This is a genomic window from Flavobacterium sp., from assembly GCF_035456085.1.
Classification (GTDB): Bacteria; Bacteroidota; Bacteroidia; order Flavobacteriales; family Flavobacteriaceae; genus Flavobacterium.
Genome location: NZ_DATIDY010000119.1, coordinates 1 through 24,755 on the forward strand (window position 1 = coordinate 1; position 24,755 = coordinate 24,755).

The 24,755-nt window shown below is 32.0% G+C and carries 22 protein-coding genes, 2 tRNA genes and 1 pseudogene; 10 read left to right on the forward strand and 15 right to left on the reverse strand.

The genetic code is table 11. From position 1 onward, the window contains the following. The 5 genes and pseudogenes from VLC96_RS09085 to rlmN form a co-directional block, all read right to left on the reverse strand. A pseudogene (locus VLC96_RS09085) lies at window positions 1-465 on the reverse strand (hypothetical protein); the annotation flags it as partial. Window positions 466-496: 31 nt separating this feature from the next. Further along, window positions 497-1,195, reverse strand: a complete 699-nt coding sequence (locus VLC96_RS09090; RefSeq protein WP_325262297.1) for a hypothetical protein — start codon at window positions 1,193-1,195, stop codon at window positions 497-499. Between the two features lie 42 nt (window positions 1,196-1,237). Next, window positions 1,238-1,795 carry an RNA polymerase sigma factor gene (locus VLC96_RS09095; protein WP_325262299.1) on the reverse strand — a complete coding sequence of 186 codons (558 nt, stop codon included), beginning with the start codon at window positions 1,793-1,795 and terminating at the stop codon, window positions 1,238-1,240. 236 nt (window positions 1,796-2,031) lie between these two features. After that, window positions 2,032-3,009: a polyprenyl synthetase family protein gene (locus tag VLC96_RS09100; protein ID WP_325262301.1), complete on the reverse strand. Its 978-nt coding sequence runs from the start codon at window positions 3,007-3,009 to the stop codon at window positions 2,032-2,034. 325 nt (window positions 3,010-3,334) lie between these two features. Then, window positions 3,335-4,378, reverse strand: a complete 1,044-nt coding sequence (gene rlmN / locus VLC96_RS09105; RefSeq protein WP_325262303.1) for a dual-specificity RNA methyltransferase RlmN — start codon at window positions 4,376-4,378, stop codon at window positions 3,335-3,337. 541 nt (window positions 4,379-4,919) lie between these two features. Between rlmN and VLC96_RS09110 the strand changes: the two genes are divergently transcribed. From VLC96_RS09110 to VLC96_RS09140, 7 genes are all read left to right on the forward strand, one after another. Next, window positions 4,920-5,480: a YceI family protein gene (locus tag VLC96_RS09110; protein ID WP_325262304.1), complete on the forward strand. Its 561-nt coding sequence runs from the start codon at window positions 4,920-4,922 to the stop codon at window positions 5,478-5,480. Window positions 5,481-5,487: 7 nt separating this feature from the next. After that, window positions 5,488-6,924, forward strand: coding sequence for a hypothetical protein (locus tag VLC96_RS09115; protein WP_325262305.1), 1,437 nt, complete (start codon window positions 5,488-5,490; stop codon window positions 6,922-6,924). A gap of 27 nt (window positions 6,925-6,951) precedes the next feature. Next, window positions 6,952-7,479, forward strand: coding sequence for a hypothetical protein (locus VLC96_RS09120; RefSeq protein WP_325262306.1), 528 nt, complete (start codon window positions 6,952-6,954; stop codon window positions 7,477-7,479). Window positions 7,480-8,092: 613 nt separating this feature from the next. Then, complete coding sequence (locus VLC96_RS09125) at window positions 8,093-8,653, forward strand: YceI family protein (protein WP_325262307.1); 561 nt, start codon at window positions 8,093-8,095, stop codon at window positions 8,651-8,653. A 13-nt stretch (window positions 8,654-8,666) separates the two neighbouring features. After that, window positions 8,667-10,049 (forward strand): hypothetical protein, encoded by a 1,383-nt coding sequence (locus tag VLC96_RS09130; RefSeq protein ID WP_325262309.1) that lies wholly within the window; start codon window positions 8,667-8,669, stop codon window positions 10,047-10,049. Between the two features lie 3 nt (window positions 10,050-10,052). Then, entirely contained in the window at window positions 10,053-10,604 is a 552-nt protein-coding gene (locus VLC96_RS09135; RefSeq protein ID WP_325262310.1) for a hypothetical protein, read from the forward strand. Between the two features lie 125 nt (window positions 10,605-10,729). Next, window positions 10,730-11,371, forward strand: coding sequence for an O-methyltransferase (locus VLC96_RS09140; protein WP_325262312.1), 642 nt, complete (start codon window positions 10,730-10,732; stop codon window positions 11,369-11,371). A 46-nt stretch (window positions 11,372-11,417) separates the two neighbouring features. Here the strand turns inward: VLC96_RS09140 and VLC96_RS09145 are convergent, their stop codons facing one another. The 7 genes from VLC96_RS09145 to VLC96_RS09175 all read right to left on the reverse strand — a co-directional run bounded on the left by VLC96_RS09145 (window position 11,418) and on the right by VLC96_RS09175 (window position 17,904). Next, window positions 11,418-11,990, reverse strand: coding sequence for a phosphatase PAP2 family protein (locus VLC96_RS09145; protein ID WP_325262313.1), 573 nt, complete (start codon window positions 11,988-11,990; stop codon window positions 11,418-11,420). Further along, window positions 11,990-12,388 (reverse strand): Sec-independent protein translocase subunit TatA/TatB, encoded by a 399-nt coding sequence (locus tag VLC96_RS09150; protein ID WP_325262315.1) that lies wholly within the window; start codon window positions 12,386-12,388, stop codon window positions 11,990-11,992. Before VLC96_RS09150 ends, VLC96_RS09145 begins: the two co-directional genes overlap by 1 nt. 327 nt (window positions 12,389-12,715) lie before the next feature. Then, entirely contained in the window at window positions 12,716-14,965 is a 2,250-nt protein-coding gene (locus VLC96_RS09155; RefSeq protein WP_325262317.1) for a M1 family metallopeptidase, read from the reverse strand. A gap of 66 nt (window positions 14,966-15,031) precedes the next feature. Next, window positions 15,032-15,535 carry a DUF6702 family protein gene (locus tag VLC96_RS09160; RefSeq protein WP_325262319.1) on the reverse strand — a complete coding sequence of 168 codons (504 nt, stop codon included), beginning with the start codon at window positions 15,533-15,535 and terminating at the stop codon, window positions 15,032-15,034. Next, window positions 15,532-16,290, reverse strand: a complete 759-nt coding sequence (gene bamP / locus VLC96_RS09165; RefSeq protein ID WP_325262321.1) for a BamP family beta-barrel-assembly machinery protein — start codon at window positions 16,288-16,290, stop codon at window positions 15,532-15,534. Before bamP ends, VLC96_RS09160 begins: the two co-directional genes overlap by 4 nt. Window positions 16,291-16,475: 185 nt before the next feature. Further along, window positions 16,476-17,195, reverse strand: coding sequence for a carboxypeptidase-like regulatory domain-containing protein (locus tag VLC96_RS09170; RefSeq protein ID WP_325262323.1), 720 nt, complete (start codon window positions 17,193-17,195; stop codon window positions 16,476-16,478). After that, entirely contained in the window at window positions 17,185-17,904 is a 720-nt protein-coding gene (locus tag VLC96_RS09175) for a carboxypeptidase-like regulatory domain-containing protein (RefSeq protein ID WP_325262325.1), read from the reverse strand. The genes VLC96_RS09170 and VLC96_RS09175 overlap by 11 nt, the downstream gene beginning before the upstream one ends. A gap of 225 nt (window positions 17,905-18,129) precedes the next feature. Here VLC96_RS09175 and pepE point away from each other — a divergent pair, with 225 nt between their 5' ends. Beyond that, on the forward strand, window positions 18,130-18,837 hold the full coding sequence (pepE, locus tag VLC96_RS09180; protein ID WP_325262326.1) for a dipeptidase PepE: 708 nt from the start codon (window positions 18,130-18,132) through the stop codon (window positions 18,835-18,837). Between the two features lie 48 nt (window positions 18,838-18,885). On the opposite strand, the gene VLC96_RS09185 is transcribed toward pepE, so the two are convergent. Beyond that, window positions 18,886-18,961: transfer RNA gene (locus VLC96_RS09185), tRNA-Gly, on the reverse strand. Window positions 18,962-19,005: 44 nt separating this feature from the next. Further along, window positions 19,006-19,078 (reverse strand) — tRNA-Gly (locus VLC96_RS09190). Window positions 19,079-19,464: 386 nt separating this feature from the next. On the opposite strand from VLC96_RS09190, the gene VLC96_RS09195 reads away from it, so the two are divergent. After that, on the forward strand, window positions 19,465-21,042 hold the full coding sequence (locus VLC96_RS09195; protein ID WP_325262327.1) for a L,D-transpeptidase family protein: 1,578 nt from the start codon (window positions 19,465-19,467) through the stop codon (window positions 21,040-21,042). Here VLC96_RS09195 and VLC96_RS09200 read toward each other — a convergent pair. Then, the gene (locus tag VLC96_RS09200) at window positions 21,031-21,771 is read right to left on the reverse strand and encodes a murein L,D-transpeptidase catalytic domain family protein (RefSeq protein ID WP_325262329.1); all 741 of its coding nucleotides are present in this window, start codon (window positions 21,769-21,771) and stop codon (window positions 21,031-21,033) included. The genes VLC96_RS09195 and VLC96_RS09200 overlap by 12 nt on opposite strands. A gap of 428 nt (window positions 21,772-22,199) precedes the next feature. Between VLC96_RS09200 and VLC96_RS09205 the strand changes: the two genes are divergently transcribed. Beyond that, window positions 22,200-24,617, forward strand: coding sequence for a DUF5916 domain-containing protein (locus VLC96_RS09205; protein ID WP_325262331.1), 2,418 nt, complete (start codon window positions 22,200-22,202; stop codon window positions 24,615-24,617). The last annotated feature ends 138 nt before the right edge of the window (window positions 24,618-24,755 follow it).

Below are 24,755 nucleotides of genomic sequence, written 5' to 3' on the forward strand. Positions count from 1 at the left end.
GACTTGCTTATCTGTTACCAGATTGTTTGCTCCAAACGCAAAGACAAACTGTGAAGTAGTTCTTTTTTCGCCGTTGGAACACTTTTTATGAAAAAAATCATCTTTATCAATATGAATCGTAATTGTTTTGGAAGTATCTATGTCTTTGATTTTGCCATCTACTTTTTCTTGTACCAAAACATGTAATTCCTCTTCGAGTTTGGCTACCCTCTCTTCGATTTTTTTAGCACTTTCTTCTGCTAAAACCTTCTTATTTTCATCGGCTTGCTCATTCGTAATTTTGCCTTGGTTTAATTGCTCATTTACGGCTTCAACTTCGGCTTTCAATGTCTTTTTCTCTTCTTTTACAATATATTCTATCTTGGAAGCTATGTCTTTTGCCTTGCCTTCAAATGATTCCTGAGCCTGGATTTGATTAACAAAAAGACATACGAATACTAATAAGTAAATTTTAAAATTTCTCATGATTGTGTTTATTAAATGTGATTGATGATTTTTATTCAGAATTTCTATTGCTTAAAGCCAATTTCACTGCTTTAAAATTTTGATTGACCGTTTTAATCGCTTTCTCTCTAAAAGTAAGATCCAATTCGCCGTCGACCTGAGTCAATAATTCGTTCGAATTAACTTTGACATTGGATTTGGCTGGCAAAGGAATCTTTTTTGGAGAGGCATTATCTACCGATGCTAATAGTTCGTCAACATTAACATACTTTGGTTTTTGCGATAGTGCTGGCTGTTCCGTTTTTTGATTAATGATTGATGTTTGTTCTTCTTGAATGTTTTCTTTTACTGCAGCTTGATTTTCTTTATTTGATAAAACTATATTCGAATCAGGTTTCACTTTAATTTCTTCAGATGCTAATTGCTGTTTAATGCTTTTGGTTTCAGCAACTGTTTGGGTTGAATTCATTTTTGCCGATTCAACTTTTACATCAGGAATAACTTTAGGCTCATTAACTGTAATTGTATCTTTTGCAACAATCGTTTCTTTATTATTTTGATTAAAATACAGAGTTCCCAACAACAAAAATGCTAAAAGACTAGCTGCAACATACATCCATCTAAAATTACGTTTTGGCTTTTCGGCAACAGTAAGCATAGCATCCAACCGATCCCAAGAAGCTTTGGAAGGAACGATCTCCCTCGTATTAATCTTATCGCTAATTTGATTTTCTATGGCACTCTTTTTCATTGTATGATCTATTTTTTAATTTATTTTGAAAGTAATTCTAACTCAATAATTCTTCTCCTGATTTTTTAAATTACTTATTTTACTTTTCAAAATTCTTCGGGCATGGGCAAATTGCGATTTGGAAGTTCCTTCAGTAATCCCCAACATACTTGCAATTTCTTTGTGTTTAAAGCCTTCAATAACAAATAAATTAAAGACAACTTTATAACCATCGGGTAAACTATCTATCAAGTTTTGAATATCTTCTACAGAAAATTGAATTTCGGTTTCGCTATCCATTTCTTCAAAATCCACTGAATCTTCTATAAATTGTACTTTCTTTTGGACTCTGATATAGGAGATACATTCATTTATCATCGTTCTTCTAATCCAACCCTCAAAACTTCCTCTTTTTTCGAACCTATCTAAATGGACAAACACTTTCATAAAAGCGGTAATCATTACATCTTCGGCTAATTGTAAATCTTTAATATATTGCCGACAAACACTTAACATCCTTGGAGAATACTTCGAATAAATCCATTGTTGCGCTTGGCGGTTGTTTTGAACAGCCAATGCAATTACTTCATTTTCTTCCTGATGTAAATTAATTACTTTCAAAGTTGTTTTAAAAAGTGTTTCTATAAGTATAGACGAGAATAACCCTAAAAAGGTTGCATGGGTTTAAAAAAAAGAGTGAATAGTCCTTAGTTATTAGTAATCAGTAATTAGTTTTAGCGACTAGCATGAACATGTCCAGAGTCTATAAAAATGGAACTTTGATTTTAGTTTAAGCTCTATTTTTTCAACAAAAACATTGCGTTAAGGACTAAAAACTAGGAACTAAGAACTAAATACTACTTCTTTCTCTCGATAACGTAGTTCACCATCAAAATAAGTGCGCCTTTATAGTCAGATTCTGGGTAATCGTTTAGCAGTTGAAGTGCTTCTTGTTGAAATTCAACCATTTTATTTTCGGCATAAGCCAAACCATTGTTGTTTTTTACAAAGGCAATAACTTCCTTGACTCTTTTTTTGTCTTTATTGTGGTTTTTGATGGAATTAATAAGCCAACTTTTTTCTGTTGAAGTACAGTTATTAAGGACATGAATCAATGGCAAAGTCATTTTTTGTTCTTTGATGTCGATTCCGGTTGGTTTTCCGATAGCTTCTTCGGAGTAATCGAATAAATCATCTTTAATCTGGAAAGCCATTCCGATGAGTTCACCAAACTTTCTCATGTTTTCTACTTGAACTTCATCCTCTAAAACGGATCTTGCACCAAGGGCACAACAAGCAGCGATAAGTGTAGCTGTCTTTTTTCGGATGATTTCATAATAAACATCCTCAGTAATATCAAGTCTTCTGGCTTTTTCTATTTGAAGTAATTCACCTTCGCTCATTTCACGAACAGCAACTGAAATGATTTTTAATAAATCAAAATCTCCATGATCAATCGAAAGTAATAATCCTTTGGACAACAAATAATCACCAACTAAAACGGCAATTTTGTTTTTCCAAAGTGCATTTATAGAGAAAAAACCTCGGCGTCTGTTGCTATCATCCACTACGTCATCATGAACCAATGTTGCAGTATGAATTAACTCAATCACACATGCACCTCTATACGTTCTTTCGTTTACATTACCTTTGGACACCATTTTTGCCATCAAAAAAACAAACATTGGACGCATTTGTTTTCCTTTCCTGTTGACAATGTAATAGGTTATACGATTTAAAAGCGCCACTTTGGAGGTCATCGATTCGTAGAACTTCTTTTCGAAAAGTTCCATTTCGTTAACTATTGGCTGTTTTATTTGAGTAGTAATGTTCATCTAGATGTCAAATATACTATTTTAAATAAAAAAAAGTTTATTCCTTTTATTTAAATTGTGTTTTATTTTAACATAACTATTCATTTATTATTTGCTTATAAATATGGGATCATAAAGATTATAAAAATGACTATAACTTTTATAAAAAACTACAAACCAACAATTTGCACCACTAAAATACAAATATTTAACTCCAAAAAATATTTTATTTTTTTAAGATCTAAGGGCAATAATATTTGTTAATTGGAAATGAAGTAATATAACGCCTAGATTTAATCAACAGACTATTGTAAGTGCGATTTACAAATGTACAGCAAGAATAACTTTATGCTTCTTTATTGGCCAATTGCCCACAGGCTGCATCAATATCTTTACCTCTACTTCTTCTGACTTTCACAACTACACCGATAGATTCTAGTGCTTTTATATAAGCATTTATTGATTCTTGTGAAGCTTGTTGGAATTCTCCATCATCAATTGGATTGTATTCTATCAAATTCACTTTGCATGGAACATATTTACAAAACTTCACCAAAGCATCAATTGAAGCTTTGTCATCATTAATTCCTTTCCAAACTACATATTCGTAGGATATTTTGCTTTTGGTTTTTCTATACCAATATTCTAAGGCTTCACGTAGATCTGCTAAAGGAAAATTTTGACTAAAAGGCATAATTCGGGAACGAATTTCATCAATAGCAGAATGTAAGGAAACTGCAAGTTTGAATTTCACTTCATCATCCGCCATTTTTTTTATCATCTTAGGAATACCAGATGTTGAAACCATGATCCTCTTTGGTGACATTCCCAGTCCTTCTGGAGAAGTAATCATTTCAATTGCCTTTAAAACATTATTGTAATTCATAAGCGGTTCACCCATTCCCATGAAAACAATATTAGACAATGGATGATTATAGTACAATCTGCTTTCTTTATCTATTGCGATAACTTGATCATAAATTTCGGCTGGCTCTAGATTGCGCATTCGTTTCAATCTTGCCGTAGCACAGAAATTACAATCTAAACTACAACCTACTTGACTCGAAACACATGCCGTAGTTCTAGTTTGCGTTGGAATCAATACACTTTCTACCACCAGCCCATCGTGTAAACGAACAGCATTTTTAACCGTTCCGTCTTCGCTTCGCTGCATGGTATCCACTTTAATGTGATTGATAACAAAGTTATTTTCCAACATAGAACGCGTTTGCTTGGAAACATTACTCATATCATCAAAGCTGTGTGCACCTTTACTCCACAACCATTCATATACTTGATTTCCACGGAATGCTTTATCACCATTAGCTATAAAAAAATCTCTTAATTGATCTTTGGATAAGGCCCGTATGTCTTTTTTGTCGATTTGCATGCTGCAAATTTAAGGACTATTTATTGAATTGTTGTTTTGATAAAACAATTTTAGCAAAATGATAATTTAACGATATTTAATTAACATGTCTTACAACAAAAAAACAACATCATTCTGAATTGCAGTAAAATACAAAATTTATTTTAAAAAAAAAATGAAAATATGCATCTTCAAATTGCTTATGATATTAAAAAAAAAATTATTTTTACATTATAATTTACTTACAGAAATAAAGTACAATTCAAAAAACCGCCCCAAAAAATAATTCTTTTTTAGTAAAATTAAATTTTTAAAAACAAAAATTGTATAAAAGAGTCCGATTTCTTAAATGTAAAGTCTAAACCGATTTACAAGAAATTAAATTATTTTTTAATCTAAAATCACAAATACATGCATCACTGCGTACGAGTACAATGGATATAATTATATTTTGTATTCGTAAGTATATAAATCTTATTTTAGATTTTAACATGAATTTTGGCTTAAATAATTAATAAAGTTGAACCAATGTAGTATTACAATTAATTTAAAAACAAAAATTATGAAATCTATTAAAACACTTATTACGTCAATTGCTTTATTTACAGTGGCTTTGTGTGCGAATGCACAGAAAAACTACACTTTGGACCCAAAATCAAATTTTACAGTAGCTGGAACTTCAACGCTACATGATTGGGAAATGAAGTCAGCCTCAGGAACAGGTACGGCAAATTTAACTGTAGCCGATTCAAAATTGACAGCTATCACTAGTATTGATATTACACTTCCAGTAGAAACTATAAAAAGTGAGAAAAAAAGCATGGACAAAGTTGCTTATGAGACTTTGAAAACAAAAACCAACAAAAACATAAAATATGTTTTGAAAGAAGCGGAAAAAGTAAACGAAACTACATGGAATCTTACAGGCTCATTTACAATTGCAGGTAGCACAAAAACTGTGAAAACTCAAGTAAAAACCTCTGTTACCAATGGAGTAGTTAATTTACAAGGAACAAATAAAATAACTTTTAAGGATTTTAATATGAAATCGCCAACTGCAATGCTTGGAACAATAAAAACAGGAGAAAATCTAACTATTAAATTCAATATTAACTTTAAATAAACTAAAGATGAAGAAAATTATTTTATTAGTAGCAGGGATATTCTCGCTTACTGGTGCCGATGCACAGGTATCGTTTGGAAAAATGCAAAATATGATTCCTAGAAGTAAAGAAGGATTAAACATATTCGATGTTCACAAAGATGATGCTCCTTACGAAGGAATCAGCATTGATGTAGGTGGCGCATTTGCCATGCAATTTCAAGCATTAAACTCTTTTAATGACCACGCAGAAGGTACTTACAATTTTGCGCCAAATGGACCCGGAGTTTCAGGAGCTGCTGGCACAGGAGGATATAGACTTAACAACCTAGGAAACAACTTCAACCTACCTGCTGCCAACCTTACAATAGGTGCTCAGTTAGCAGATGGAGTTCGAGTGAACTTAGATATATATTTATCTTCAAGACACCACAACGAAACTTGGGTAAAAGGAGGATATTTACAAATTGACAAGTTAGACTTCATCCAAAAGGGTTTTATGGAAGAACTCATGAAATACACGACCATCAAAATAGGTCAAATGGAAAACAACTATGGTGATTCTCACTTTAGAAGAACAGACAATGGTAATGCCCTTTTGAATCCTTTCATCGAGGCTAATATCATGGATTCTTTCGAAACTGAGATGGGAATGGAAGTTTATTATAACAGAGGAGGCCTTGTTAGTATGATTGGGATTACCAATGGAAAATTAAATCAGGGAGTAGCTGAATTTATACCATCTGCAGCAACACCAACTGCACCAGATCCGAACACTACAGTGAGTCCAACTATTTTGGCAAAATTAGGTTTTGACAAACAATTAAATGAAGATTTGAGAGTAAGAATCACAGGATCTTATAATCACAACGCTAACATGAGTGCCAACCCATGGGGATCTGACAGAGCTGGTAGCCGCTATTTTGGGGTAATGTCTCACCAAGCTTATACATACGACACAAACGGAATCAACATACCTGGAGGTGAAAACGCTCAAGCAAACAACTTTGACCCAACTGCCAATGCAACAACAGGTAGATTCAGTCCTGGGTATGCCAACTGGTACACAGCTTTTATGATTAACCCTTTTATTAAATACAAAGGGCTGGAGTTTTTTGGTACTTTAGAATTCACAAGTGGTGGAGATAAAAAAGGAACTGACGATTCCCGTAGTGTAGATCAATACGCTGCTGATTTAGTTTACCGATTTGGTAATAATGAAAAATTCTATGTTGGAGCCAGATACAATATAGTATCAGGTGAACTTTCTAGCCAACCAGATAAAGTCAATGTAGATCGTTTCGAGGCCAGTGCAGGATGGTTCATGACTAAAAACATCATTGCTAAACTGGCTTATACAAATCAAAACTATTCTGATTATGCACAATTCAGCGGAAATAGCTTAAATGATTTATATGGAGGTAGCTTTGACGGATTAATGTTTGAAGCGGCGATCACTTTCTAATATATGAACAAAATAAAACTTATAATTATGGGTTTAGTACTTTTCCTTTTACTAGGAAGTACTAAACCCATTTCTTATTCTCCCGACCCAAATACTATAATTATTAACCAAATAAAAATAGAAATCCTTGGAAACTCAACCGTTGGCAAGTATAAATGCAACTGTCCTCACACTTTCAGAGACACTATTTTTTTAAATTCGATTACAAAAAACAGTTTAAAATCAGATATCTCAACGAATGATTTTGATTGTGGTAACCGAATAATGAATAAAGATTTAAAAACTACTATCAAAGTAACCCAATTCCCGAAAAGTACGGTTAACATAACCGACATAAAGCCTTTTGGAACAAATTACAAATGCAGTTTGAAATTAAAAATAACTGACAAAACACTTTCATATTCCAACTTGGAATTAAAAAACTCTAAAGAATTTCTCGAAGGGAATGTCGCAGTAAAATTTTCAGATTTAGCACTGGAGCCCCCAACAAAAATGGGTGGAGTTATTAAAGTTAAAAATGAATTTGTCATTCACTTCCTTTTATACAAATTATAATTTTTCTTCTTCATTTACACGATATTTCCTTTCTCAAATATTAAAATCATTTCTATTGCGAAATGATTTTTTTTTGAGTTATCCTTTTTTAAAAAAGGGAAAGTATTATTTTCTTTTAAAATCTCCTATTGAATTTAATATTATATAATTAAGTATTTTCTTAGTTAATAATATCTCATATTTACAAATAAGTTTTGTCTATATGAAAGATAATTTTAATACTTCTTGGAGAGTTGTCTTTTTAAATTCATTAATCAAAAACACTAAAAAAAATATTTAGAAATTCATTTATGCTGAAATAGCCGACAAAACATTTATGAATTCAAAAATTATTTTTCTTTTTTTATAAAATAAAACTTTTAAAAGATATTCTTCAGAACATTTCAAATTACTCCACAAAAAACTAAATAGCTGTTTACGAACAAATTACAATTTTGTTAAAATTAACAAAAACGATATAGTTAAAAACTACCTCAATTTATTGAATATAATATATTTTTTAATTTTTTATTAACATGATTTATATCATATTCTCATCTTTTTATCCTCAATAACTTTGCAGAAGAAATATTTAGTGAACCACTAATTCAGTTCTTAATTTAAAACATAAATCATGAAATCAATTAAAACAATTACTACAGCAATAGCCTTGTTTGCAATGGTTTTCTATGCAAACGCTCAAAAAAGTTACACTTTAGATGCAAAATCAAGCTTCTCTGTACTTGGAACTTCTACAATGCATGATTGGGAAATGGTATCAACTGCTGGAACAGGGGCTGCAAATTTAACAGTTACCGATTCAAAGTTAGAAGACATCAATGCCTTGACTATTAATCTTAATCCAGAGTCTATTAAAAGTGAAAAAAAGAGTATGGATAAAGTTGCCTACGAAGCTTTGAAAACAGACAAATTCAAAAACATTAAATATGTTCTGAAATCTGCTGAAAAAGTAAATGAAACTACTTGGAATCTGACTGGAACTTACACTATTGCGGGTGTATCAAAAGAATTAAAAACACAAGTAAAAACAACTGTTACTGGTAATTCAGTTTCAATCCAAGGATCAAACAAAATAACATTCACACAGTTTGGAATGAAATCACCTACAGCAATGTTTGGAGCTATTAAAACAGGAGAAGAATTAACTATAAAATTCAATATAAAATTCAACTAAAATAATAAATACCATGAAAAGAATTTATCTATTAGCAGTAGCACTTATTGGTGTAACTGCTGCAAATGCTCAAGTTTCATTTGGACATATGCAAAATCAAATTTCAAGAGGAAAAGACGGAATCAACGTTTTTGACGTACAAAAAAACGATAAAGAATTCGAAGGACTTAGTGTTGACTTAGGCGGTGCCTTCAATATGGATTTCCAAGCAATAAACTCGTTTAACGATCAACCAACAAATTTTGCTGCACCTTCAAAAATTACAGGATATCGCTTAATGAACAATCAAAACAATTTTGTTCTACCAGCTGCTGATATGACTATTGCTGCACAATTATTCGATGGTGTAAGAGTAAATTTAGATGTATATTTATCTTCAAGACACCATAATGAAACTTATGTTAAAGGTGGTTACTTACAAATTGACAAGTTAGATTTCATCAAAAAAGACTTCTTAGCTGATGTAATGCAATATGCTACAATTAAAATTGGACAAATGGAGAACAACTTCGGTGATGCTCACTTCAGAAGTTCCGATAATGGTAATACTCTTAGAAACGCATTTGTTGGAAACAACCTTATGAATTCATTAACCACAGAAATGGGTATTGAAGTGTACTACCAAAGAAACGGATGGATTAGTATGTTGGGTGCTACAAATGGAAACTTAAACCAAGGAACTCAAGAAATTATCTTCCCTGTTGCTCCAGAAGCAAATACAACTGTTAGCCCTTCAATCTTAGCTAAATTTGGTTACGACAAACAAATCGACAAAGATTTGAGAGTAAGACTTACAGGTTCTTACTACCACAATTCAAACTTGGGTAATGCAAATATCTATGCTGCTTCTAGATCAGGGTTTGGATACTGGGGAGTATTGAATAATGCAGATTATTATAATAACGGAGTTAAAGTTGCTGGAAATTACAATGCTAAATCTACACCAGAAGCAACATTCAACCCTGCATTCGGTAACTGGGCTACATCATATATGATCAACCCATTTGTAAAATACAAAGGTCTTGAATTCTTTGGAACTATCGAATTAGCTTCAGGAGGAGACAAAGCTGGTGTTGACGACAAACGTACTGCTGATCAATATGCTGCTGAACTTGTTTACAGATTCGGTAAATCAGAACAATTCTATGTTGGTGGAAAATACAATACTGTATCTGGAAAATTATCTAATGCAGATGCTAAAGAAGTTAGCGTAAATAAAGTTGAAGCAAGTGCTGGTTGGTTTATGACTAAAAACATTTTAGCAAAATTGAATTATGTTAGTCAAAACTATGAAGATTATTCACAATTTTTAGGAAATCCTGCTACTGCAAATGCAAACAACTTTTACGGTGGTAAATTCAATGGTTTAGTATTTGAAGCAGTAATTGCATTCTAATTCATGAACAAAATAAAGCTTACAGTTATGGGTTTAGTACTTATCCTTTTGTTAGGAAGTGCTAAACCCATTTCTTTTTTGAATGACACAAATACCATAATAATTAATCAAATACAAATAGAAATTCTTGGAAATTCTACTGTAGGCAAATACACTTGTTCCAATACGCTTGCTTATCGCGATACTATTTTTTTAAACTCAGCTTTCAAAAACAGCTTGAAATCTGAAATCATAATGGATGATTTTGATTGTGGGAACAGAATCATGAACAAAGACATGAAAACCACTATTAAGGTTTCAAAATTTCCAAAAAGCACGGTTTCTATAACCAACATAAAATCATTTAATGGTAATTACAAATGCAATATGAGCTTTAAAATTACCGACAAAACACTTACCTATTCAAACCTAATTTTAAAAAACAACCAACAATCTCTTGATGGTGTCGTAGCAGTAAATTTCTCAGATATAGGTCTTGAACCACCAACCAAAATGGGTGGTATGATAAAAGTAAAAGATGAATTTGTAATTCACTTTATTTTATACAAACAATAGTCAACCACTCTTTCTTGCTATTTATTAATAGTTTTTAGGACCTCAATTATCACCTTTAGATAATTAAATTTATGTCTTTTATATTAAATGAATAACTTTGCGTCAAAATTTCAATTGACTACAAAATGCATTTCATTTCTCAAGATTTAGAAGATTATATCGAACAACATTCTGAAAAAGAACCAGAATTATTAGCAGCTCTTAATAAAGAAACCTATCAGAAAATATTGTTACCACGAATGTTGAGTGGTCATTTTCAAGGGAGAGTTTTAAGTATGCTATCCAAGTTGATTCGTCCTGTAAACATTCTGGAAATTGGTACTTACACAGGCTACTCAGCATTATGCTTATGCGAAGGAATGCAGCAAAATGGTCAATTACACACGATTGATATCAAAGAAGAATTAATAGACTTTCAACGCAAGCATTTTGATAAATCTCCGTGGGGAAAACAAATCATACAACATTTAGGCGAAGCCATTGAAATTATTCCGACCTTGAATCTAAAATTTGATTTAGTTTTCATCGATGCCGATAAAGAAAATTACTTAAATTATTTTGAAATGATTCTACCAAAAATGAACAAAGGTGGCATTCTTTTATCAGATAATGTATTGTGGAGCGGTAAAGTGTTAGAGCCTGTTCATCCTAATGATATTAGCACAAAAGTACTTGTAGAGTACAATCAATTACTTAAAAACGATCCTAGAGTAGAAACGGTTTTATTGCCTATTCGTGATGGTTTGACTGTGAGTAGAGTTCTTTGATTTACAAATGATATTCGAATTACGCCGTTTGATTAGCAACTCATACTTACTGTATCCCTTTTGGAAAATTCTTTTGGATAGCCAACTGATAGAGTTTATACATTATGAAACCTGTGATCGCACCAAATAAAAAACCTGCAAGAATATCTAATGGATAATGCAATCCTAAATAGATGCGGCTGTAAGCAAAAATCAATGGCCAAAGAAATAACAAACCAAAATACTTAAATTGCTTCTTAAAAATAAGGTACAGAAATGTAGCTACCGCCATCGTATTAGAAGCATGTGCTGAGAAAAAACTAAACGATTTGCGAGACTGAACAATTCGTATAAAAGTATTAATATCAGGATTATTGCAAGGTCTTATTCTTTTAAAAGAATATTTAAATACATTACTCATTTGATCCGTAAACAATATTAAAACAGCAACAAATAATAACAAATAAGCTGTTTTTTTTATTCCGATTTTGGTATAAATAAGATAGAATAGTAATAAAAAGAACGGAATCCAGGTTATCTGTTTGGTAATTATAAGCCAAAACCCATCATAAGTTTCAGAACCGAAACTGTTGAGATAAACAAATAATTGGGTATCAAGAGAAAGTATTTTTTCGAACATTACATTTGACGTTTTACAGGTCCGGTAATATCGTCAAGAATTGAAGAACCGTCTGGATTTGTTGTACCACTAGCTACACTGTCTTTGGTTTTATTAATTTCCGAAGTAAATGTATCTGTAATTCCATTAAATGTGTTAGATGTATCTCCTAAAAGACTATTCTTTGCTTTATTAATTTCAGAATTAATACCACCTGTCAAGTCGTCCAAAGTCTTTTGGTCAAAACCATTAGCTTCAGCTCCTTTTTGAATTTCGCTTTTGATATCGTTGGTTGCATTTTTAAGTTGCGCCATAGCTTTTCCCATTGTTCTCGCCATTTCAGGCACTTTATCTGACCCAAAAAGCATCAAGACAATAAACAAAATAAAAACTAATTCGCCTCCACCTATTCCAAACATAATTTTAGTATTTAAAAGACAAAGATATTAAAAAAAGTTGCTAAGTTGCCAAGATGCTAATTTGCTAAGTTTTTTTTAACAAAAAGAAAATTTAAGCTTTTCAACATATTAAGCAATAAAGCTATACCATTTATAAATGAGTCTATTGTCTGTTTGAACACAGTGGAGAATGAGTCATCTCGACTGCGCTCGAAACAATTAGACTTTTATATCATTTATTATTATATAACGTTTAAATTATCCAATTTTTACATCAAAAAAAATTGCTAAGTTTCCAAACTATCCTGTTTAAAAACTTAGCAACTTAGTGAATTAGAAAATTAGAAACTAATCAAATTTTGATTTTGCCTCTACTTTCGGCCATGTATTGTTTGTTACATCAATATCAGCTGTTTCTAATTTTGGATCAATCTGAATTTGTTTAATAGCTTTTGAAGTAGCATAAACTTTCTTGGCTATTTCGTTATTCTGTCTCCAAATTTCTGCTGGATATTTATAATTTTCAATCGTTCCATCTTCATACGTGATTTGAACAATAATTGGCATAATCATTCCGCCAGGTTTATTAAACTCTACTTCATAAAAATATTTAGGATTTTTCAAGTTTGCTTTATCCTCAGGAGTAACATTTTTGGCAACATAATCAGAAAGTAATTTTACATCTTCCAATTGCAATGCTTTTTTTGATGTTGCACTCAATTCTGAATTATCTCCAGCAACTAAATATACAAACGGACCTTTTTCTGTACCAAAACGTCTCTTATTTATCTTAGCGTCTTTCAATGCTAAAGTTGGTGTCTCAGTAACATAATATTGTTTAACATTATTAATTCCAATATCTACAAAGTCTGTTGAATAAAACCAGCCTCTAAAAAACCAATCCAAATCGACCGCCGAAGCATCTTCCATAGTTCTGAAAAAGTCTTCTGGAGTTGGGTGTTTGAACTTCCACCTGTTAGCATACATTTTGAATGCATAATCAAACAGTTCGCGTCCCATGATGGTTTCTCTCAAAATATTAAGTCCTGTTGCAGGTTTCCCGTAGGCATTGTTACCAAACTGAATAATATTTTCCGAATTTGACATGATTGGTTCCAAAAATTTTTGGTCACCGCTCATATAAGGAACAATATTTTTTGCAGGTCCACGTCTTGATGGAAAAGTAGGATCCAACTCTTGCTCGGCCATGTATTCCATAAATGAATTCAAACCTTCATCCATCCAAGTCCATTGGCGTTCATCAGAATTTACAATCATTGGAAAAAAGTTATGCCCAACTTCGTGAATAATAACTCCAATCATTCCGTTTTTTACTTGTGGACTGGTTACTCCGTTTTCATCTGGACGACCATAATTCCAACAAATCATTGGGTATTCCATTCCCTGATCTTCTGCAGAAACAGATACTGCTTTCGGGTAAGGAAAATCAAAAGTATGAGAAGAATAACTTTTCAAAGTATGTGCAACCGTTCTGGTAGAAGTTTCACCCCAAAGCGGGTTAGCTTCTTTTGGATAAACAGATTCTGCCATAACAACTCTGCTTCCCATTTTTACAGCCATCGCATCATAAATGAATTTTCTGGAAGTCGCGATTCCAAAATCTCTAACATTTTTGGCGCTGAATTTCCATGTTTTTTTCTTATCAGAAAAACCTTTTTCCGCAGCCTCAGCTTCGGCTTGAGTTACAATAACAACAGGTTTATCAAATGATTTTTGAGCCAATTCGTATCTTTTTACTTGCTCGGCTGTAAACACTTCACTCCTATTCATCAATTCTCCCGTTGCATCAATAACATGATCAGCTGGAACTGTAATATTTACATCAAAGTTTCCAAATGGCAAAGCAAATTCGCCACTACCCCAAAACTGCATATTCTGCCAGCCTTCCACATCATTATACACAGCCATTCTAGGATAAAACTGCGCAATAACGTATAATCTATTTCCATCTTTAGGAAAAAATTCATAACCCGAACGGCTATTCATGGTTTCTTTTTGGTAATTATTAATATTGTACCACCATTTTGTAGAAAACGAAAGCTTTTCACCCGGTTTCATTGGCGTTGCCAAATTGATACGCATCATAGTATGATTGATCGTATATGACATTGGATTTCCTTTGGCATCTTTTACATATTCGATATTAAAACCACGATCTAAATCTGGCTTTAAATATTCATTTGTAAATTTTTCCGGAGTTAAAACAGGAACTATTTTATCATTTTCAGCTAAAGGAGATTGAGAGTTTTTTGCACCTTGATTTTGATCCAATTGTACCCATAAATATTCCAAAGTATCTGGAGAATTATTATAATAAGTAATAGTTTCCGATCCGCTTAGTTTGGCGTTTTTATCATCTAGTTCAATATCAATTTTATAATCTGCCTGTTGCTGATAATATGCCGGACCTGGTGCTCCAGCTGCTGTACGAAACATATTTGGCGTAGCCAATAAATCATACATTTGACTAAATTTGTTTGTATCGTATTTACCCGCTTGCTTAACGTTTGGGGTAGCTACTTTTTCTTGCGCCAATAAAATTGTGGGAAGAATAAATAAGAGTAAAGATTTTCTCATGGACTAAAACTGTAGTTGCTTATAATCGGTGAAAATAACAATTTTTATCAAAATTGTTGTAAGTCATCAATATTTTAACATTTGCTTCGTCGATGTGCTGGTAAAAAGGAAACTTTTTTTGTTATTTAATGCGGTGACGTGTAAGATGTTTTGTTGCTCCGGATAACTTTCAACCAGTACAGTATTATAAATATCAAGCGATTTTATTTTGGTGACATCTTTAATATTCAAATAGCAAACCAAAACATCGCCATCCATTTCTTTACTTAGAAAACTCATCGGTTTTGCCTGACCATTTACCTTTATAGCAAAATTCTCTGAAAGGTATTTTTTAAATAATTCTACTGATTCAGGTGCTTCATTTTCAGTACCTAAAAAAAACTTTTTTTTGTATTTGTTTTCTAAAGCTTTATTAAGGTCATCAACAAAAATTCGTGTTGTTATTTGAAGCATCTTTTTTTCGGGAGCATAATTTATTTGATAAATTGCCATGTAAAATTTATGCATTTCAAAACTGCTCATCGAAAATAAAATAATCGATAAAAACACTAAAACTATACTTTTTTTCATTTTTCTACAGAAGCAATATTTTTAAAAGAGTCGTATTTTGTAACTAAAAATTCAATGATTTCAAACTGTGTATTCTGTTCTACTAATGCTTTCGATTTAGGATCATTTTCACAATACAAAAGGAAAAGCCCAATTTGATCGTCTTTGATTTTTAATATATCTGTGAAAAAAGAATAACTAACACTATGTATAGCAACATTTGTAAAACTTACATCTGAAACAAAATCTGATTTGTTAGGATGACTTTTGAATAAGTTTTTAAAAACTTTATTGTACACTCTAATAACATCCATATTATTAGGGTCTCCAGTTCCAGATGGCATCATCAAAATATTATTTGGAGATGATTGATTATCATCGAAATATTGGGTGTCAACAATTTTTTGTGTATTTCCAAATTCAGAATGTGGTACATGTTTCGCATAAACAATCACCGAAAGCAGCTCATTAGCTACTGAATGCATTTTTATTCTGTAAAAAGGAGAATTTATATCAGAGGATGAAAGCACGACTTTCTGACTTTTGAAGCCTAAACTTGTAACCAGCAACGTATCATTAGCTTTTGCCAAAATACTGAAGGTTCCTTTACTATCAATCAAATCTCCTGTTTTTGCATTCAAATTAAAAACCAAACCGTTTTCTATCGCAACAGAATCATTCACTACTCTTCCATGCAATGTTTTTCGGGTCAATATTTGACTAAAACAAAGTTGACAACTCAAAAACAATATTATTATTTTCAATATATTTTTCATAAAAATTCATTTAAGAGTTACAAATCGTAAAAAGCTTTCTTACAATTCAAAATTACATTATTTTACTATTAAAGCTACAACATAATTTGAAAGTCCACAACTATTTTTAGAGAATAACTAATAAATAAAGCTTCTGAAATATATAAACTCAAAAACATCAATTTCTAAAAACTACTGGCAACAATCTATTCAGAAATCCTATTTTCATTATAAACCAAAGCTAAATTTGTCATTATAAACATGGTCATATTTTTATTGTTATGGCTTAAAGACTCAACAAATCGTGAGTCTTCAACACAATAATATTGAAATCCCCGAATCAATTCCTCTGGAATTTTTAATGTTTTGATATAATATTTATCTTCAAACATGTATTCCATTTTTTTTAATAAAGTTTCTTTCTTTTCAATTTCAACATTCATTTTAAGTATGTCTCTTTCACCGGACAAATAACTATACAATCCTTGGATTCCACCGGAACTAGAATACAATTTTCGTTCTTGTTGTGTAAGTTTAATTTGCCCATGCGGAATTATTCCCAAATTTTCGGCAGTGATAGCAGCATGTTTATTGATAACCACTTCATCCAGTTCGATGCTGTTAAAAGTTAAATTTACTTCCATCGTACCCGGATTGTATTCATGCTTGTAAACGTACTTTCGTAAACTTTTATAATCAATTCCCGAAAAGTCAAGCAGGTCACCCGCTTTGGCCTGAATTGAAAAGCAACCATTTTTATCGGTAACCGCCATCATTTTGTTAGTACAATTAATTATACTAATCCCTTCCAGTTTCCGGTCATCTGAAGTAACAATTCCTGTTATGATTTTCTCAATACTTATTTGAGCCGAAAGCAGTTGACATTGACCTAAAAAAACAAACAAAACAACTAAACTATTTCTCATTATTTTCCAGGTTTTTCTTAAATTCTGAAGCCAATCCGACTATTAAAAACATACTCATTGTTTTGTTTTTATCATTTAAAGACCTTGCAAAATCAGGGTCTTCAACACAATAATATTGAAACCCTCTGATAAAGTCTTCCGGTATTTTTAAGGTTTCGATATAATATTTATCTTCGAATAAGTTCTCCATTTTCTGCATTAGAAATTCCTTTTTTTCATTGGTCAATTCCTTTTTAAGCATTTTGGTTCTTCCACTTATCGCATTCAGAATTGGATCAACTGCCAAAAAACCACCCAAAAGACCCAATAACTGAACAGGCTTGAAATCTCCTGCGGTTTGCAATCTTCTTTCGGCTGTCGTTAATTTAACTTGATCTTTTGGAATTATACCCAGACTTTCGGCACTTATATTTGAATTTTTATTGACAATAACTTCATTCAACTCAATGCTTTTGGGAGTTAAGTCAGCTGTGATGATACCCATATTGAATTCTTGCTTATTTATAATTTTTCGCAAAGGCTCGTAGTTAACTGCTGAAAAACTTAGAATATCCTGCTCTTTTGCAAGAATTGAAAAATGACCATACCGATCAGTAACCACCATTATTTTATTTGAAGTATTGGTGACATTAATTCCCTCTAATGGAGAGACGTTATTAGAAGTAACCTGTCCACTTATCAATTTCTCAGTAGCGATCTGAGCTACCATAAACTGAACTATAAAAAAAGAAATTATCAAAAAAGTAAATTTATTCTTCACAGGCATTAGATTGGTTTCATAAAAAATTAATTACACAACATGTAAAATTATCCCAAAGCACTCCAAATTAATTACTAATGCATTTGTAAAACTTTGTTAATTAAAGAGTGGCACTCATCTATTAAAAAGCAATGATTTTATACCTTTACCACGAAAATTTTAGACCAAAACAAAATGAAAAATTGCATTATTGCCAGTACTTCCACGTTGTACAATAGCGAATATTTAGAATATTTATTACCCGAATTAGCATCGCATTTCAAAAATTGTAAAACCGTATTATTCATACCATTTGCCAGACCAGGCGGTATTACCTATGACGAATATACTGCTAAAGCTGCTGAAGCTTTCGCTAAAATAAATATTACAATACAAGGTATTCACACATTTGAAAATCAGAAAGAAGCGATCCAAAACGCTGAAGGTTTTTTCACTGGCGGAGGTAATACTTTCCTTTTGGTTAATCAGTTGTACAAAAATGACTTGATGAATGTACTTGCAGAAGCCATAAAAGGAGGTACACCTTATTTAGGAACCAGCGCCGGAAGCAACATTTGTGGGTTGACAATTCAAACTACTAATGATATGCCTATTATTTATCCGCCAAGTTTTCAGACTTTAGGAATAATTCCTTTTAATTTAAATCCGCACTACCTGGATGCTGACGACAAATCCAAACATATGGGAGAAACTAGAGAAATGCGAATAAACGAATTTCATGCTTTTAATTCAGCGCCGGTTTTAGGTCTTAGAGAGGGAAGTTGGCTGGAGGTAAAAGGAGCAAAAATTACTTTGAAAGGAAATTTACAAGCACGTCTTTTCAGACAAAACCAATTGGCAATTGAACTAGAATCAGGAAGCGACTTGAGTGACTTGAAATAAAGATTAGATTTAGAGCAAAAAAAAACCTCAAATTAAATTTGAGGTTTTTGGAGCGAAAGACGAGGCTCGAACTCGCGACAACCAGCTTGGAAGGCTGGAGCTCTACCAACTGAGCTACTTTCGCATTATCATTAAAATTTAACCTTAAATCAAAACAAATTGATTTAGAGCGAAAGACGAGGCTCGAACTCGCGACAACCAGCTTGGAAGGCTGGAGCTCTACCAACTGAGCTACTTTCGCATTTATTGTGGTGCAAAGATAAATAATAAAAACAGTTATTTGCAAATTTTTTTAAAAAAAATAAATCGATGTTTTTAAGATTGGTCACAACCGATTTAAAATTAAAAAGTTATACTTTTATTTTTTTTATCAGCTCGCTAAAATATTAATTGAATATTCATTTTAATACTCTTTTCCTTGATATCATAGCGCTTTTCAAAAGAAAAAAATATTTGAAAATGGCAAATTTAAAACCGATTTACCTTTTAGACGAAAATTTTCTTTAATTGAAATGGCGTTTTAGTAAGAATATATCATTAAATAAATTAATAGTATCTTTACCTCTTGATATCCAATTTCAAAATTAACAAGATTATGAGGTTATTTTAATGATTAAAACAAAAGAGATGAATAAAATTTACTTATTTATTATCTTATTACTGTTTCTTAGTTGCAAAAAGGAATCAATAATAAATTTGGACACTTTCAAAATTTCGAATTCTAATGACAGAGAAGGCGAAATTATTGAAATTGACACCATATTAATAAATCCTTTTAAAAGTAAATCACTCAGCGATTTTTATAATTCAAGAGAAAACCAGACAGCCTGGCAATCTGAAAAAAATCGAAAAATTATACTAGAAAGAATAAAAAATTGTGAATCGGAAGGACTTAATCCATCAGACTACAACATTTCAAAATTACTAGAATTAGAAAAAAAGTTCCCAGAATTAGATGAATCTGAGCAAGTCAATTATGACATACTACTCACTTACAATCTCCAAAAATATCTTTCCCATCTTCGCAATGGAAAACTCGATCCTGCAAAACTTTACAAGAATTGGGACTTAAATATTAAAAGAATTGACACCAAAGCAATTTTGGAAAAAGCATTAGAAAAAGATTCTCTTGCCAGCGAAATAGAAAAGTGTCAGCCCAAAGCATTAACGTATCAAAAATTAATAAAAGCATTATCAATTATTAATGAATATCCGGAAGACAAAACAGATTCTGTAAAAGTCGTTGATAAAATAAATCCTTATGATAAGAATCCTGCGATTATCAATGTCAAGAAAAAACTGTTGTACTGGAAGGATTTAAAAAGTAACGACAGCATCACTTCTAAATATGATGACGAAACGGTTGAAGCTGTTAAAAGATTTCAAACTCGTCATGGATTAATTCCTGATGGCATTATTGGAAAAACGACTGTAAACGCATTAAACTTTAGCAAAGAAGACAGAAAACATCAGATTATTGCCAATTTGGAACGCTGGAGATGGTTTACAAAACCATTTGATAAAAATTACATCTTGATAAACATTCCCAATTATAGCCTGAATGTGGTAGAAGATCAAAACGTTGTTATGAGCAAGCGCATTGTGATTGGACAAATTAAGCGCAAAACACCTGTTCTGACTTCTGTGCTACAAACTGTCGTTTTCAATCCAACTTGGACCGTACCGCCAACTATTTTAAAAGAAGATATTATTCCTGAATTAATCAAAGACAGAAACTCGCTAAGCAAGAAAAGCATTAGTATTTATGATTCAAAAAACAACAAAGTCGATCCACAAAAATGGAATGAAAAAAATCCTAATGGGTATCGATATGTTCAGGATCCTGGTTATTACAACTCTTTAGGTGTTGTCAAAATCAATTTTCCGAATCATCATAGTGTATATCTTCACGACACTAATCACAGAAACTTATTTGAACGACATAACCGTTCTTTGAGCTCCGGATGTGTGCGTATTCAGGAACCTTTGGAATTAGCTGAAATATTATTGGATAATCCAAAACAGTTTTCAAGAGAAAAAATGGATTCTATTGTTGCGACAAAAAAGACTTTGTTTATAGGCATAAAAAAACGCTATGCAATATACTTATGGTATTGGACAGCGTGGAGTGAAGATGATGAGTTAATTTTCAGAACCGATATTTACAATTTGGATGCCGATTTATATCACCAATTAAGAAATTAAATCGTCAAGACTTGAATTACTAATTGACGGATGATAAATATACAAACAAGACTGCCCTTTAATCATTTCAATAATTTCAGAGACATATTTTACCGGAACTGCTGGACAACCTTGGCTTCTACCAAGTCTTTTATAACTTTTTATAAATGATTCCGAAACATAATCAGCACCGTGCAATACAACGGCTCTGTTTCTAGCATTATCGTTAAGCCCTTTTTCCAGACCATCTAATTTTAGAGAAACACCATGTTTTCCATTATACACTTCTCCGGTTACATAAAAACCAAGACTGCTTTTGAAGGACTCAGGAGTATTTGAAAAAGCAGTTGCAAATTCTTCCCCAGTATTTCTGCCATGAGCGACTAAAGTTTGAAATAACACCATATTACGCGATAAATCAATTATCCAAAGGCGTTTCACATTCGATGATAAACTAAAATCAATCAAAGTGAGAATATTGTTTTTGACAACTCCCCTTTCTTTTAATGAATAAAAACCTTTTAATGCTTTTTCAAAACAGATTTCGTTGGGTAATTCAAATTCATTGGCTTGTAAAGCATTGTAAACCGATTCTACCTTGGTATCAATGCTGGATTTTAAAACCGAAACAACTTCTTTTTTGTTGATACTTTTTTTGGAAGTATTATTTAATTTTTTGGTAAAGGCGAATAATGCAAATACGGCTATTACCGCAAGGATTGACTTATAAAATACTGTATATCTACTCATTACAAATTTTGTTAGGGGTTCCAAATATACAACTATAAATTAGCCAGCAAAATAAATTTGGTATTTAAACGTCAAATTTTAACACTTTATCGAATATTTTAAGAAAAGATCTTTTTAATTTAACGCTTTTTTATAGGTAACACTCGCTTTTGACAAAATCAATTTCGAGATCAAAACTGGTATTTAGCCAAACAGAAATTATTAAATATATTTTCAAACCTTACAAAGATTTTCAACAGTAACTTAAACAATGCCATGTATTAATATTTCATCACATTCATTAGATTGTTATAAAAAACTAATTTTAAATGTTTTTACATCAAGACTGTAACATTCGTATCAATCTTTAGTCTATAATTGCAGACTTTTAAACCTTACCAATAACTAAATCAAAAATTGAATCAAATGAGATTCAATAACCTTTTTCAATGAAAAAACATCACGCCATTTATTTATTATTATTCTGCACATTAATTTATGGCCAAAAAAAAACACTCCAAACAAAATTTACTGCAGAAAAAATAACTTTAGACGGGAAACTTGACGAAGTCATTTGGCAATCCGTTCCGATTGCGACAGATTTCATAATGTTTCAACCTGATAATGGCGTAAAAATACCTGATAACAAAAGAACCGAAGTGCGCGTACTTTATGACAATGAAGCCTTGTACATAGGGGCTTTACTGTATGACAACGAGCCTGATAAAATTTTAAAAGAAATCAACAAAAGAGACGAATTTGGTGCGGCAGATTTCTTTGGAGTTTTTATTAATGGTTACAATGATGGACAACAAAATTTTGAATTTTTTGTAAACGCTGCCGATGGACAGGCAGATTGCCTAGCAACAGACAGTAATGGAGAAGATTATTCGTGGGATGCTGTTTGGGAGAGCAAAGCTTTGATTACGTCCTTTGGTTGGGCTGTCGAAATACGAATTCCATATGCGGCTTTGCGTTTTTCCAATGAAAAAGTACAAACTTGGGGTGTTAACTTTTTTAGAGAAATCCGAAGAGATCGTCAAAAATATTCCTGGAATTTTATTGATTCCAAAATAGGGACATTTACGCAACAAAATGGAACTGTGGAAGGAATTGAAAACATAAAAACCCCTACCCGACTTTTCTTTTTACCGTATGCTTCTTTTTATACTTATGCCAATGCCGACAAAAAAACCTACGGCGAATTAAAAGGCGGTTTAGATATCAAATACGGAATAAACGATGCTTTCACACTTGATGCAATGCTTATTCCTGATTTTGGGCAAACGAAATATGATGATCGAATACTCAATTTGAGTCCGTTCGAACAACAGTTCAATGAAAATAGAGGTTTTTTTACCGAAGGAACTGATCTGTTCAGCAAAGGAAATCTTTTCTATTCCAGAAGAATTGGGGGACCACCATCTCATTCGCCAGAAACTGCTGCCAACGAAGAAATAATCGAAAATCCTGCCAGTGTAGATCTTTACAATGCAACAAAAATTTCAGGCAGAACAAAAGGCGGATTGGGAATTGGCTATCTGAATGCGGTTGCCCAAAAAACCTATGCAGTCCTTAAGGACACCATCACGCAGGGAACACGACGTGTTTTGGTAGAACCCTTGACCAATTATAATGTTATAGTATTTGATCAACGTTTTCATAAAAATTCCTCAGCATCATTTGTGAATACGAATGTTACCAGAGATGGTTCTTTTAGAGATGGAAATGTTTCAGCTTTGGTTTGGGATTTAAACACTTCCAAAAACACTTATAACTTAGGTGGAAATTTCAAATACAGCTATGTTAACGACATCGAAGACAAGAAAAAAGGTATCAACTCCTTGCTCAGTTTTTCGAAAACAAGCGGTAAATACCGTTATTACGTAGAAAGCAATATGGTTACCAAAGACTTTGATAATAATGATTTGGGAATCAATTTTGAAACTAATTATTATAGCTTTTACGGCAACACCAGTTATCGAATCCTCAATCCGACCAAAATCTTTAATACTTTCAATACTAATATTAATTCTTACTTTCAATTCCAAAAAGAAACTGGTGAGATTCAAGCTAACCAAATCAATTTGAATGTCAATTCAACCACAAAAAAGAATCATTATATAGGTTTTGGATTGGAATACAGACCTTTTGAAAATTATAATTATTATGAGCCTAGAACAGAAGGGCGCTATAGTATTGATCCAACACGATTTGGGAGCTGGTTTTCTCTTTCAACCAATTATAACTACAAATTTGCAATTGATTTCAATCCTTCAATTGCGTTTTTGGGGGAACCTCAAAGAACATCTTATGGTTTTTATCTTAGTCCGCGTTATCGTTTCAATGATCGTTTTGCATTATACTATGAGTTTAATTTTTTCCGCCAAAACAATAATAAAGGATATGTTGACGACAGCTCCAATAATGATGCTTTAGCTCCCGACTTAATAATTTATGCCAATCGAAATGTGGTCAATTACACCAATACCCTCAATGGTAAATATTCATTAAACAGCAAAATGAATTTTAATCTTTCGGCTCGATATTATTGGTCATACACTGAAAATAAAAATTTCTTCAATTTAGAAAACAACGGCAGACTGACTCCCTATGACACCTATACCGATAATAAAAACCAGAATCTGATTACATGGAATTTAGATTTATCATACAATTGGTGGTTTGCCCCAGGAAGCCAAATGACTATTTTATATAGAAGCAACGCAGCAAAGTATGATAATCTAATCAATAAAAATTTTGGAAATAACTATACAAGTTTGCTGAATAACCAAGATTTAAGTCATGTTTTATCCGTTAGTGTGAAGTATTTTATCGATTATAATAGAGTTAAAAATATATTCTAATCTTCTGTCTAAAATTAAACACATAAGCTCTATAAGATTATTTAAAAGACAATTTATAATCTAAGAGAATAATCTAAGTTAATTTAAAATCAGATTTTATTATTTTAACATAGCTCACGGTTTCAACAGTTGGAATGT